The sequence below is a fragment of the Aureibaculum koreense genome (assembly GCF_034296135.1).
In the GTDB taxonomy this organism is placed as follows: domain Bacteria; phylum Bacteroidota; class Bacteroidia; order Flavobacteriales; family Flavobacteriaceae; genus Aureibaculum.
The window spans coordinates 64,275-77,964 of the sequence record NZ_JAXKVV010000014.1 but is presented as its reverse complement, the minus strand read 5'-3'; the positions used below and the strand labels follow the sequence as shown (position 1 = coordinate 77,964).

The following is a 13,690-nucleotide window of genomic DNA, read 5'->3' as shown; positions in this document are numbered from 1 at the left end:
TTGCTTTGAGCATTCATAAGAGCCTTTAGTTCTGATTCACTCTCTTTAATGTGTAAGTCTATTTGTTTTGCCATAAGGCAATTTACAAATAATTGAGTAAATTAACAAGAGAAATGGTATTAGGCCTAACAGACCTTTGCCTAAGGTATTTGTTCTGTCCACAACATAATTAGCCCTGTATTCCTCATCAATTACACCACCCTCCTGTGTAATTGGATGATTTCTGTTAAAACCTGTAGCCAAAATTTGTTCTTTCGTAGCATTTGGCATCAAATCTCCCGCTAATTGATTGGTTAAAAATTCATCATACGGCATGTTTTCGTTAAAGGCGTGAATTACCCAATCTCGCCAAGGCCACATACTTCTATAACTATCGTCTTGATAACCGTGAGAATCTGCATATCGGGCAACATCCAACCAAGTTTGCGTCATTTTTTCACCATAGGAGGGCAATGCTAAAAAGTAGTCTATTAGTTTTGATATAGCCTGCTTTGAAGTATCGGCAACAAATTTATCTACGGTTTCTAGCTTCGGAGGCAATCCTGTGATATCCAAACTAATTCTTCTTGCCAACATTTCTTTCGTTGCTTTCACAGAAGGTGTTAAGTTATTGTCTTCTAATTTCTTTAGAATAAAAACGTCTATCTCATTTTGATCCCAGTTTTCAATATCTGGTTTTGGCAACTCACTTTTTTTAGGAGGTATAAATGCCCAATGTTTTTCGAATTTTGCTCCTTGTTCAATCCATTTTTTGATGAGTTTCTTTTCGTAATCGGTAAGGTGTAGTTGTGAATCGGCTGGTGGCATTACCTCATCAGGATTTTCAGATATAATACGCTTGTACAACTCGCTTTTTGAATGTTTTCCTTTAACAATAGCAAATTTACCAGGATTTTCGGGCAATTCCGCAAAAGCATTTTCTTCTAAATCCAACCGAAGTCCTGCTTTTCGTTCATTGGCATCTGGACCATGACAAGTATAACAATTGTCTGAAAGTATAGGTTTAATATCAAAATTAAAATCGACCACATCAGGCACTTTCATCTCTACATAATCTTCGTTTGAAGTATTTAACAGACCACTGTTAATACCCCAGAGCAGACCCGTTATAAGGATTAAAATTCCACCAATAAAGATCTTTTGTTTCATTGTTTTTCTATACTACCAATTGCAAGTGTATAAAATTATGGTATTTTATAAAATAAATCAACCTAAATTTAAGCTAATATTGATACTTTATTTGCTTGAAACTGTTTATCTGGATGGTTTTATGTTATTATCAACTTTCTTTGAGATTAAAGAAGTAGAACAATTACCAACATAAAAATTCAATAAAATAAAAAAGAATCTAATAATCAATATACTATAAAGATGCTTACTTTTCCATAAGGAGTTCCCGAAAAGGCTGAATAAACATCTCGCCCTTTTCTTGTTGTTTTTGCAAAACAAAAAACGTTTCGCGAAATGCGAAACGTTTTTACCAACTTAGTTGGCCCACAAGGACTCGAACCTTGAATGACGGTACCAAAAACCGGAGTGTTACCATTACACCATGGGCCAATATCAAATCTGCTTCTTTAAAAGCAGGTGCAAATTTAAACCAAACTTTTAATATGGCAAATTTTTTTGGTTGAATTTTAAAAACAGAAAATCTAATAAAAATTTTTACAGAATATAGAAAAGTCGTATCACATCTCTCATCTATTTCTATCGAGCAACAAATTCCTCCTTCGAGGTTAGTGGGCTTTTTTTAACATTTTTTTAATAGCTAAATCTTTACCGCATACGTTAAACGGAAAAATTAATCAATATTTATTTAGTAAATTCGCCCCCAAGCAACTAAATTTAAAGATGGATCAATTCAATTATAAAAAGTGGAACAATATTTTAGGCTGGGCAACCTTTGCAATTGCCCTATTAACCTATACGCTAACCTTAGAACCGACTGTAAGTTATTGGGATGTTGGTGAATATATTGCTACCTCTGTAAAGCTAGAAGTGGGCCATCCACCAGGGGCACCACTGTTCCAGATGCTAGGTGCATTTTTTGCCATGTTTACAACTGATCCTGAAAACATAGCCATGCTGACCAACTTTATGTCAGCGTTATCAAGTGCCTTTACCATTCTATTTTTATTTTGGAGCATAACCATTCTGGCAAAAAAAATAATTAAAAAAAACGGAGAGAAAATCAATCAAAGTAACGCCATTGCTATTTTAGGTAGTGGTTTGGTCGGTGCATTGGCTTATACATTTTCGGATAGTTTTTGGTTTAGTGCCGTAGAAGCAGAAGTGTATGCCATGTCATCTTTTTTAATGGCATTATTATTCTGGCTTGGCTTACGTTGGGAAACTGAAATGGATAAACCCAGAGGTCATAAATGGCTATTGCTCATTGCTTTTGTTGTTGGGCTATCCTTCGGTGTTCATATCCTGTCTTTATTGGTAATTCCGTCTATTGTTTTCATTTATTTTTATAAAAGATATAGAGACATTACCTCTATGAAATTTATCATCGCCAATATAATTGCAATTCTGGTGTTGGCATTTGTGTTTAAATTTTTATTTCCTTATACCCTTGCCTTCTTTAGTGCTTCTGAACTATTTTTTGTAAATAGTATGGGAATGCCTTTTAATTCGGGAAGTATTATTGCGGGTATTGTTTTAATCGCCATTTTTTACTTTTCAATACGCCATACCAGAAAGAAAAATTTAATTCACACCAACCTCATCATTCTATGTTTGCTTTTTATTATGATAGGTTTTTCGTCATGGATTATGCTACCTATAAGAGCCAATGCAAATACTACAATTAACGAAAATAATCCATCTAGTGCTAGGGAATTATTGGCATATTACAATCGTGAACAATATGGTGATGCCAGTATTTTTTATGATTCTTATTATTCCGAAACACGCACGCAAGATCCGAACGATCCTTGGCGTGATGATAAGCCCAAATACGAAAAAGACGAAAAAGCGGGTAAATATGTAATTGTAAATCGGTATAAAGATGCAAGGCCAAATTATACGGACAAGCACAAGGGTTTTATTCCGCGTATGGTTGACCCGAATGTAGCTCACAACTATAAAAGTGTTGCGGGCATACCGCCAAATAGCAAACGTAGACCTACTTTTGGAGAGAATCTAAAATTCATGTTCGATTTCCAGTTCGGTTATATGTACGGACGATATTTTATGTGGAATTTTGTGGGTCGTCAAGATGATATCCAAGGTAATTTGGACAACCACGGTAATTGGCTGAGCGGCATAAATTTTATTGACGAAATGAGATTGGGCTCACAAAAAAACCTGCCCGAAGAAGTTCTAGAAAATAAAGGTAGAAACACCTATTACTTTTTACCGTTAATTTTAGGTATTGTAGGACTGCTGTTTCACATTAAGTTTGATAAAAAGAATTTCTATATCCTCTTGCTCTTTTTTGCCTTTACGGGATTGGCTATTATATTTTATACCAATCCGAAACCTTTTGAACCTCGCGAGCGTGATTATGCGGTAGTAGGTTCGTTTTATGTATTCGCAATGTGGATAGGTTTTGGGGTTATGGCAATTTATCAGCAATTTAAAGACAAAATCAATCCCAGGGTATTGGCAATGGCAACAACCGGAATCTGTTTATTGGCAGTTCCGACCTTAATGGCATCCGAAAATTGGGACGACCACGACCGATCGGGTCGCTATGCAACACGGAACAATGCAAAAGCCTATTTAGATTCTGCACAAGAAAATGCCATTATGTTTACCATTGGCGATAATGACACCTTCCCGTTATGGTATATGCAAGAGGTTGAAAATTATAGAACCGACCTTAAATTGGTAAATACCAGCCTGTTCGCTACTGATTGGTATATTGACCAACAGAAAAGAAAGACCTATTTAGCAGATCCGATTCCGGGTCAATTGGTACATAACGATTATAAAACGGGTTCTTTAGACGTAGCTTATCACATTCCCAACCCAGCTTTTAAAGACACGGTTATGGACATCAGGGCTTTGATGAATTGGCTGGCAAGCGATGATAATCGGACTTTTATAGATATTGACGAGGACGGTTTCCCGGAAAAATATTATCCTACCAATAAAATTAGAGTTCCTGTTGACAAAGAGGCAGTATTAAAAAATAAGATTGTTCCATTAAAAGATTCCGCCAAAATCGTTCCTTATATTGACATAGAAATTGATAAGGTTGGCTTACAAAAGCACCGTATTTTAATGTTGGATATCTTGGCCCATAACGATTGGACGAGACCCATTTATTTTACCGGAGGGGCCCATGCGGAAGATGAATATATATGGTTGAAAGATTACCTGCAATTAGATGGGTTGGCCTATAAATTTGTACCAATTCTTACGCCTAGCAAAGATGCCCGTGGCAGATCTAAAAGCGTATTGGATTTAGGAAGAATAGATACCGAAACCATGTACAACAATGTGAAAAAATGGGATTGGAAAAATAGCAACGGTGATATTTATGTGGACGTGGAAACACGTAAAAACGGAATTAGTTTTAGAAATAGTTTAATTCGCTTGGCAGAAGCCTTAATAAAAGAAAATAAATACGATAAAGCGGAAGAAATATTGGATTTGTCCATCGAAAAAATGCCGATTAAACGATACGGTCACTATGGGCTTGTATTGGGTTATCCCGAAGCATATTACATGATCGATAAAAAGGAAAAAGCCAGAAATGTTATCAATACGCTAGTTGATATTTTTCAAGATCGTATTGAATTTTATAGTGGGCTGGACAACTATGGCGTCTCACGACATTCTGATGACTTAGAAGGCACTTTACTGATGTATCGAAATATTGTAGATACTGTTCAAGAATATGATGAAGAAATTGCAGCCAGCTTGGAGGATGGTTTTAGTAGTTCTTTTAAATCGGTTAGCCACCTTTTCGTTGAATAACCAAATATTGTGTCATTCAGAGCGAACAAATAGAAGATTGTCAATCAATTAACATTTATAATCTGCCAATCATCTTGACAGATTTAACTGAATCCTCCTACACCTGAATGACTGATGTGGTGGGTCAAAAATCAAAACTCGTTAATCGTTGTTCGTTAATTATTTTTAGACTTTCATTAAAACAATGAAACCATATTTCACAAAAACCCCAAATTGGATTAAAACGTTATATCCAAATCAGGTTTGGAGTTTGCCAAACTCAAATAAGGAAATTTACCTCACTTTTGATGATGGGCCTACACCAGAAATAACCGATTGGGTATTGAATACATTACAAAAATATAGTGCCAAAGCCACATTCTTTTGTATAGGTAACAACATAGAAAAATATCCATCTATTTTTGAAAACATTATTAAGGCGGACCATTCCATTGGCAATCACACTTACAATCACGAAAAAGGTTGGAAAACAAAGGATGAAGAATATGTTAACTCCGTTTCAAAAACTGAAAAAATAATTGAAAAAACCAAAAAAAACTCCGAACTCAAAACTCTGAACTCCGAACTATTATTTCGACCTCCTTATGGAAAGATGAAAAAATCGCAAATTAAACTACTGAGAAAAAACAATTATAAAATAATAATGTGGTCAGTTTTAAGTGCTGACTTTGATACAACTATTAATGCCGAAAAGTGTTTAAATAATGTAATAAAAAATGCTAAAAGTGGAGATATTATTGTTTTTCACGATAGCATAAAAGCGTTTGAAAAGTTAAAAATGGTACTCCCAAAAGTTTTAGAATATTATAGTGAGAAAGGATATAAGTTTGATAGGATAAATTAAAAAACAACATTAATATCTAAGAAACCAGTTCATAACTAAAATGAGATTCCTCCTACGTCGGGATGACAGGAGTCAAAAATCTAAAATCTATTTCAAACGTACTGCTCTACCAAACTAATTAAAGTATTGGCATCTTGCTCACCAGATTGCCGCCATTTCATTTCGCCATTTTTGTAGATAATAAATGTAGGATTTCCTTTTATTCGCAGTGCGTTTGCCAAGGTTTCGTTTTTGTCAATATCAATTTTTATAACTTTAGCCTTATCGCCCAAAGCGGCTGCTACGTCACGTAAAACCTTATGGAAAGTATTGTTGTTTTCATTCCAATCCGCATAAAAATCAATTAAAGTCGGTATGCTCGAATTGATCAACTCACCAAATTTTGCCATAAAATATATTATTTAACTATTAAACAATCAACTACGAGTTAGCGGGTTACTTATACAAATATAACATTTTTAGGTAATTTTTTTACTTTTTAAAGTAATAACCGTTATTTTTGATCAAATTGATATTTTTTTTGATTTTTTCTACATCAGAAATAGCGAGTAAAGTCTCATCAAAAAAGCGTTTGCTGTTCATTGAAACTTTTACTTTATTTTGAACTTGATGCAATGTTGTTGCCGAAAAGTGAACTTCTTTAAAACCCGCATTTTTAAAATCTAAAATATTATCTAAGTTAATACCGCCACCTGGCATAATTTCAATTTTATGATTCGCTTTATCTTTCAGCTTTTTAAGCAACGTTATCCCATTTATACTTTCATTTTCCTGTCCTGATGTTAAAATACGGTCAACTCTAATCTCAATCAAGTGCTCTAATCCGTCCAATGGGTTTTCAACCCAATCAAAAGCCCTATGGAATGTAAAACTCATTGGTTTTGCGAGCTCAACCAATTCTCTATTTCTTTTTATATTGATAGTATTATCGGCATTTAAAACTCCAGACACAACACCTTCACACCCAAGATTTTTACACAATTCAATATCCTGCTTCATAATCTCAAATTCAGCATCGGAATATGTAAAATTTCCACTTCGGGGCCTTATCAGAACGTGAACGGGAATTTTTAAATCCTGCTTTACTTTTTTTATCAGCCCGTAAGATGGTGTTATGCCACCAACCGCCAATTCTGAACACAATTCAATTCGGTCAGCACCTGCTTCTTGGGCATTTAATGCTGATTGGTATCCATTTGCACAAATTTCTATCTGCATTTTTTTATTGTTTTAATACTGTTTTTATCAATGAATTTCTGTTGTTAGTCAAAAATCCGATGAAATTATAACTGTTTTTACTATCTTGCTTCACCAATTTAAATTAGTACTAAACTAATACTTTTATTAAACTCAACTAAATAAAAAATAATGACCCAAGAAAAATCTTATCGCAGCTCCTTTATATTATTAACTATTTTATTTTTCCTTTGGGGATTTATAACCGTACTGGTGGACTCACTGATTCCACGTTTGCGAGAATTATTTACGCTCTCCTACTTTCAAGCAGGATTAGTTCAATTTGCTTTTTTCGGAGCTTATTTTTTACTGTCCATACCCGCCAGTTACATCTTATCAAAAATTGGTTATAAACGCGGTATTATTTTAGGGCTACTGACCATGGCTGTAGGCTGTTTGTTGTTTTACCCTGCAGCTTCTTATCGTGTATTTGGTATTTTTATGTTGGCCTATTTTATCTTGGCTGGTGGAATGACGATTTTACAAGTAGCCGCTAATCCTTTTGTAGCGGCTTTGGGCAGTGAAGACGGTGCTTCCAGCCGATTGAACTTGTCACAGGCTTTTAATTCCGTTGGTACCGCTATTGCCCCTATTATTGGTGCATTGTATATTTTAAGTGATAAAATAAAGACAAAAGAAGAAATTGACGCTCTTGTGGGTGTCGCCAAAGAAGGTTATTTAGCCACCGAAGCTGCTGCCGTTCAGAAACCTTTTATAGGTATAGCCATATTCATAGGGTTGATTGCCGTGGTTTTCTTTTTTGCCAAATTACCAAAACTGATAAGTGAAAAATCGACAGGTACTTATGCACAAGCTTTTAAAAAGAAAAATTTAATGTTGGGCGTATTGGGCATCTTTTTTTATGTTGGAGCTGAAGTTGCCATAGGCAGTTATTTGATTAATTATTTTTTAGACATGAACTTGGTGCCTATAGTTAGAGACAGCCCTATAATGATGAATACCGCAAACTTTATTGCCAATCTATTTCAAAAATCATTAGATGGAGCTGACGACAAAGCCTTGTTGGGAATTTTTGTATTATTCTATTGGACTGGAGCCATGGTGGGTCGTTTTGTAGGTTCGTATTTAACTAAAATAATGAGACCTGGTAAAGTTTTGGGCATATTTGCCACCATAGCGGTAACATTAATATTGATTTCAATGGCTACCACCGGACTCATTTCTATGTGGAGCATTATTGCTGTAGGTTTATTCAATTCTATAATGTTTCCGACCATATTTACATTGGCCATTGACGGTTTAGGCGAACTAAAACCAAAAGCGTCTGGATTACTATGTACAGCCATCGTTGGAGGTGCCATTATTCCACCATTATTCGGCTTATTAACTGATAATGTTGGCTTTAAAATGGCACTTATTTTTGTAATTTGCTGTTATGCTTACATTTTATTCTACGGATTAAAGAATGCTAGGAGTAAACATAAAAAAGTAACGGAATACAGTTTATGATCTTTTAATCTTAAATAACTACAAACAAAACAGATGAAACGTAGAAATTTTATAAAAAACGCGTCCTTAAGTGGCGTTGGACTGGCCATCGGAACTTCCTTAACCAATTGTGCAGACAAAATAGATGACAAAGAGGCCGATAAAAAAATGGCTGCAACTGTTGCAGAAGCTTCTTTACCATTGGTCATCTGTACCTGGAATTTTTCTAATGCTACAGCCAAAGCTTGGGAAACGCTACAAAGTGGAAAATCTGCTTTGGATGCAGTTGAACAGGGTTGTAGGGTCGAAGAAGCCGATTTAAAAAATACTACCGTAGGCAATGGAGCTTCACCAGATAGAGACGGTAATGTAACGTTGGACGCTAGTATCATGAACTCTCAAGGCGACTGTGGTGCAGTAGTTTATATGCAAAATATTACACATGCAATTTCAGTGGCAAGAAAAGTGATGGAAGACACACCTCACGTAATGCTTGCCGGAAAAGGAGCAGAACAATTTGCTTATGAAAGTGGATTTAAAAAGGAAAATTTATTGACAGAATCTTCCAAAAAAGCATGGGAAGAATGGAAAGTAAATTCAGAATACAAACCGATTATCAACATTGAAAATCACGATACTATAGGTATGCTTGCCGTTGATAAAAACGGACATATTTGCGGTGGTTGTACCACAAGCGGATTGGCTTATAAAATGGCAGGTCGAGTTGGCGATAGTCCAATTATTGGTTCAGGATTATTTGTAGATAATGAAATTGGCGGTGCCGTTGCCACAGGATTGGGCGAAGAAGTGGTTAAAACAGTTGGTAGTTTTTTGGTGGTTGAATTAATGAGACAAGGCAAATCCCCACAAGAAGCCTGTGAGGAAGCTATCAAAAGAATAGTTTCCAAACCCAACAGCAACTACAAAGATTTTCAGGTGGGCTATATTGCGGTAAATAAAAAAGGGGAAACAGGCTCGTATTCCATTCACAAAGGATTTAGCATGGCAAAATATCAAGATGATAAAAACGATAATATCCAATCTGATTATTTTTTAAAAGAGGGGAGTAAAGATTAAAAACAGAAAATACAGAGCATCTTTGATGAGTTTTAAAATTTAGTTCATTCGAACAAAATTAGTGCAACAAACAATATTTTCTATCGTATTTAATAAAGACGCACATAAATTTAGTATCACTTTATTATTATGAAATTATTTTATCTAACCCTAATTGTTCTCTTCTCAACGTTTGGAGGATATAGTCAGGAATTATCCGAAATTGAAAAAAAATATGATTTTGTAGAAGTTTGGGGACTAGAAAATCAATCCAAAAAAGATTTTCTAACTGAGATAATGTCATATCCTGAAGGAATTTGCCAACAGTCACTTACCAAAATGGGTATGCCCGATGGAAACAAGATTCCCATTGCATTTTCAAACAAGATTATTGTTACTACTAGGGAGATGCCAAAATATGATTTGCCTAATAAAATTAACAAACCTAATGAATCCAAAATTAGAAGATGGAAAGAATTTAAGAAACAGTTTGATAAGTTTGGATTTTACGAAAGACAACAAGTTCCTTTTTTTATTCCTTTTTTTGAAAAAAACAACAACAAAGGGGTAGATAGCTTATACTTAAAACTACAAACAGAATTTAAGGGATATGGAATAGAATTAAATAAAGATAAGATTATCAATGCTTATAAGGTCTATGAGGATTTTTCAGGCAAATTTGATAAACAAGATGCTTTATCGGTACTTTATCATTCCAATGAAAAAGATTCATTAAATGAAGTTGCAATTTTTATAGCACCAAAGTATTTAAAAAATGAAAATGATTTATTGGACTTTATGCCTCTTTTATTAGAAAAAGGAAGTGGTGTTCAACCAATTTTATCATCTTTCATTAATACCTATGAAGGAAAAATAAATTGGAGCGAGCATATTAACATGCTAGTAAAATTGGTTAACAATCCTAATCCTTTTCAAAGTGTTCTGGCACTCAAAATTGCAGACAGAACAGGTTTTACAAATGAAAATATGAAGTTTCTTATATCCGAGGAAATGCTTACCATGAAAGACATTCTTAAATCAAAAAACTTACCAAAAGAATATATTGATTATCTTATAATATTTCTGAACAAGTATTCCGACACAACAATAGAGCAAAATAAGAACTTCTGGATAAAAAAATTGATTTAAGATTTTTTCTGCAATACAAAGGCTAAGTCTTATTCTTAATTTATAACTTATCTCTTCAAAATATTTTAATACTCAAAACAATCTTTGTAGATTTGGAGATACTTGAAAATTCTACAATGTCAACACAAAAACGCTTATTCTTATTAGATGCTTATGCCTTAATTTTTAGGGGTTATTATGCTTTTATAAAAAACCCTAGAATCAATTCCAAAGGCATGGACACCTCAGCAATAATGGGTTTTATGAACTCTCTATTGGATGTGATAAAACGTGAAAGACCTGACCATTTAGCGGTTTGCTTTGACAGAGGAGGAAGTGTGGATCGTGTGGAAATGTTTGCCGATTATAAAGCCAATCGTGATGAAACACCCGAAGCTATTAGAATTGCTATACCTTATATTGAAAACATTTTAAAGGCCATGCACATTCCAATTATGGTAAAAGAGGGTTATGAAGCCGATGATGTTATTGGAACTCTCGCCAAAAAAGCGGAAAAAGAAGGTTACCAGACTTTTATGGTTACGCCAGATAAAGACTTTGCACAATTGGTTTCAGAGAATATTTTTATGTACCGACCCAGATTTGGTGGTGGTTACGAAACTTGGGGCATACCGGAAGTACAAGAAAAGTTCGAGGTAAAAGACCCATTGCAAGTCATAGATTTTTTAGCCATGAAGGGTGATGCAATTGATAATATTCCAGGTTTACCGGGCGTAGGCGATAAAACCGCTAAGAAATTCTTGGCGGCTTATGGCAGCATTGAAGGGTTGTTTGAAAACAGCCACGAGCTAAAAGGAAAAATGAAAGAAAAGGTAGAAGCTAGTGTCGAACAAGGTTTGCTTTCTAAAAAGTTAGCAACAATTATGTTAGATGTTCCAGTGGAATTTGATGCGACTGATTTTGAACTGAACACTCCTGATTTACAAAAAGTAACCGAGATTTTTGAAGAACTGGAATTTAGAAGATTGACAGAGAATATCATTAAGACATTTAGTGAAGAAGCTCAAACCCAAGAAGTAAAACCACAAACGGAAACTAAAAAAACAGCATCAAAAAACAATCCTACTGATAATATTCAATTTGACCTTTTTGCCGCACCGGGTACAGGAGCTACTCAAACAGAAACTGTTGTAAGTGGTTATCAAACCATTGATAATGTCTCTCATTTTTACCAATTTGCAGATACTCCGCTATCACGAAAATTATTGCTAACGCAATTGTTAGCTCAAAAATCGGTTTGTTTTGATACCGAAACTACGGGATTAAAAGCTCTGGAAGTTGAGCTTATCGGTATTGCCTTTTCATGGGAACACCACAAAGGTTTTTATGTTCATTTTCCTGAAAATCAAGAAGAAACACAACAGATTTTAGAAGAATTTAGACCGTTTTTTGAAAACGAATCCATCGAAAAAGTGGGTCACAATTTAAAATACGATATTAAGGTGTTGTCGAATTACAACATGCCCGTTAAAGGTAAATTGTTCGATACCATGATTGCACATTATCTGATAAATCCGGATATGCGTCATGATATGGATGTTTTGGCAGAAACATATCTTAACTATCAACCTGTTCCTATCACGGAACTAATCGGTAAAAAAGGAAAGAACCAGGGCAATATGCGTGATGTTGAATTGGAAAAACAGACCGAATATGCCGTTGAAGATGCAGATATTACCTTACAACTGAAAACACATTTTGAAAAAGAATTGGAGAGCGGCAACTTAACAAAATTGTTTAATGATGTTGAAATGCCTTTGGTTGAGGTACTTACCGCCATGGAAATTGAAGGTATTAATATTAATATTGATTTTCTTAAGGAATTGTCAATAGCTTTAGGTAATGACATTGAGCGTTTGGAAAAAGGTATTTACGAACAAGCTGGTGAAGAATTTAATTTGGCTTCCCCAAAACAATTAGGCCCTATTTTATTTGACAAACTTAAATTGGTCGATAAGCCTAAAAAGACAAAAACAGGACAATACTCAACCGCCGAAGATGTATTGTCTTACTTGGCAAAAGATCATCAAATTATTAGGGATATTCAAGAGTATAGACAATATAAAAAATTGCAAAGCACCTATGTTGATGCCTTACCAAACGAGGTAAACCCAAAAACCAAAAGAATTCATACGGTGTATGCTCAAGCCGTTGCCGCAACGGGCAGATTGAGTTCCAACAACCCCAATTTACAGAATATTCCTATTCGAACCGAACGTGGACGTGAAGTCCGAAAAGCATTTATTCCAAGAAATGAAAATTATACCTTATTGGCAGCGGATTATTCCCAAATTGAATTGCGAATTATTGCTGCATTGAGCCAAGAAGAAAATATGATAAATGCTTTTAAAAACAATGAAGATATTCATGCTTCAACGGCGGCAAAAGTATTTAATGTGCCAATAAAAGAAGTAACCCGTGAACAACGTAGCAATGCCAAAACTGTTAATTTCGGAATTATTTATGGTGTTTCCGCATTTGGTTTAAGTAATCAGACTACGCTCTCGCGAAGTGAATCCAAAGAGTTAATTGATACTTATTATGAAACTTATCCAAAACTGAGAAGTTATATGGACGGACTAATACATTTTGCCAGAGAAAATGGTTATGTTGAAACGGTTTTGGGAAGACGTAGGTATTTGAAAGATATTAATTCACGTAATGCGGTTGTTCGAGGAGCGGCAGAACGAAATGCCGTTAACGCTCCCATCCAAGGGAGTGCAGCTGATATTATTAAATTGGCAATGATAAATATTTACGACCGCTTTCAAAAAGAAAACTTCAAAAGTAAAATGTTACTCCAAGTGCATGATGAATTGGTTTTTGATGCTCACAATGATGAGCTTGAAATCATCAAGCCTATTATAAAAACTGAAATGGAAAATGCTTATAAATTGGCTGTGCCTTTAGATGTTGAGATTGGTTTGGGCAAAGATTGGTTGGCGGCACATTAAAAATAGACGTGAGATTTTAGACATGAGATATTAGAAATTTTTATCTAAAATATCTCAAGTCTAAAATCTA

9 protein-coding genes and 1 tRNA gene are annotated in these 13,690 nt (G+C 34.8%); 6 read left to right on the top strand and 4 right to left on the bottom strand.

Features of this window, described 5'->3' with window-relative positions; genetic code table 11:
- Positions 1-45: 45 nt before the first annotated feature.
- A complete protein-coding gene (locus tag UMM65_RS12365) occupies positions 46-1,149 on the bottom strand; it encodes a DUF1549 domain-containing protein (protein ID WP_321976907.1) in 1,104 nt (367 codons plus the stop codon).
- Positions 1,150-1,489: 340 nt separating this feature from the next.
- A tRNA-Gln gene (locus UMM65_RS12360) sits at positions 1,490-1,560 on the bottom strand.
- Between the two features lie 291 nt (positions 1,561-1,851).
- On the opposite strand from UMM65_RS12360, the gene UMM65_RS12355 reads away from it, so the two are divergent.
- Positions 1,852-4,932 carry a protein O-mannosyl-transferase family gene (locus UMM65_RS12355; protein WP_321976906.1) on the top strand — a complete coding sequence of 1,027 codons (3,081 nt, stop codon included), beginning with the start codon at positions 1,852-1,854 and terminating at the stop codon, positions 4,930-4,932.
- A gap of 184 nt (positions 4,933-5,116) precedes the next feature.
- Positions 5,117-5,776, top strand: coding sequence for a polysaccharide deacetylase family protein (locus tag UMM65_RS12350; protein ID WP_321976904.1), 660 nt, complete (start codon positions 5,117-5,119; stop codon positions 5,774-5,776).
- 92 nt (positions 5,777-5,868) lie between these two features.
- Here the strand turns inward: UMM65_RS12350 and UMM65_RS12345 are convergent, their stop codons facing one another.
- Positions 5,869-6,165 (bottom strand): thioredoxin family protein, encoded by a 297-nt coding sequence (locus UMM65_RS12345; protein WP_321976903.1) that lies wholly within the window; start codon positions 6,163-6,165, stop codon positions 5,869-5,871.
- An 82-nt stretch (positions 6,166-6,247) separates the two neighbouring features.
- Positions 6,248-6,994, bottom strand: a complete 747-nt coding sequence (locus tag UMM65_RS12340; RefSeq protein ID WP_321976901.1) for a copper homeostasis protein CutC — start codon at positions 6,992-6,994, stop codon at positions 6,248-6,250.
- A gap of 150 nt (positions 6,995-7,144) precedes the next feature.
- On the opposite strand from UMM65_RS12340, the gene UMM65_RS12335 reads away from it, so the two are divergent.
- The 4 genes from UMM65_RS12335 (at position 7,145) to polA (ending at position 13,620) form a co-directional block, all read left to right on the top strand.
- Positions 7,145-8,482, top strand: coding sequence for a sugar MFS transporter (locus tag UMM65_RS12335; protein ID WP_321976900.1), 1,338 nt, complete (start codon positions 7,145-7,147; stop codon positions 8,480-8,482).
- 33 nt (positions 8,483-8,515) lie between these two features.
- On the top strand, positions 8,516-9,538 hold the full coding sequence (locus UMM65_RS12330) for an isoaspartyl peptidase/L-asparaginase family protein (RefSeq protein WP_321976899.1): 1,023 nt from the start codon (positions 8,516-8,518) through the stop codon (positions 9,536-9,538).
- 129 nt (positions 9,539-9,667) lie between these two features.
- Positions 9,668-10,666, top strand: a complete 999-nt coding sequence (locus tag UMM65_RS12325) for a hypothetical protein (protein WP_321976897.1) — start codon at positions 9,668-9,670, stop codon at positions 10,664-10,666.
- 116 nt (positions 10,667-10,782) lie between these two features.
- Positions 10,783-13,620 carry a DNA polymerase I gene (gene polA / locus UMM65_RS12320; protein ID WP_321976896.1) on the top strand — a complete coding sequence of 946 codons (2,838 nt, stop codon included), beginning with the start codon at positions 10,783-10,785 and terminating at the stop codon, positions 13,618-13,620.
- Positions 13,621-13,690: the final 70 nt, after the last annotated feature.

Excerpts from the sequence above, each read along its gene's own strand:
- UMM65_RS12365 (WP_321976907.1), bottom strand. The coding sequence starts at position 1,149 with ATGAAACAAAAGATCTTTATTGGTGGAATTTTAATCCTTATAACGGGT.
- UMM65_RS12355 (WP_321976906.1), top strand. The coding sequence starts at position 1,852 with ATGGATCAATTCAATTATAAAAAGTGGAACAATATTTTAGGCTGGGCA.
- UMM65_RS12350 (WP_321976904.1), top strand. The coding sequence starts at position 5,117 with ATGAAACCATATTTCACAAAAACCCCAAATTGGATTAAAACGTTATAT.
- UMM65_RS12345 (WP_321976903.1), bottom strand. The coding sequence starts at position 6,165 with ATGGCAAAATTTGGTGAGTTGATCAATTCGAGCATACCGACTTTAATT.
- UMM65_RS12340 (WP_321976901.1), bottom strand. The coding sequence starts at position 6,994 with ATGCAGATAGAAATTTGTGCAAATGGATACCAATCAGCATTAAATGCC.
- UMM65_RS12335 (WP_321976900.1), top strand. The coding sequence starts at position 7,145 with ATGACCCAAGAAAAATCTTATCGCAGCTCCTTTATATTATTAACTATT.
- UMM65_RS12330 (WP_321976899.1), top strand. The coding sequence starts at position 8,516 with ATGAAACGTAGAAATTTTATAAAAAACGCGTCCTTAAGTGGCGTTGGA.
- UMM65_RS12325 (WP_321976897.1), top strand. The coding sequence starts at position 9,668 with ATGAAATTATTTTATCTAACCCTAATTGTTCTCTTCTCAACGTTTGGA.
- polA (WP_321976896.1), top strand. The coding sequence starts at position 10,783 with ATGTCAACACAAAAACGCTTATTCTTATTAGATGCTTATGCCTTAATT.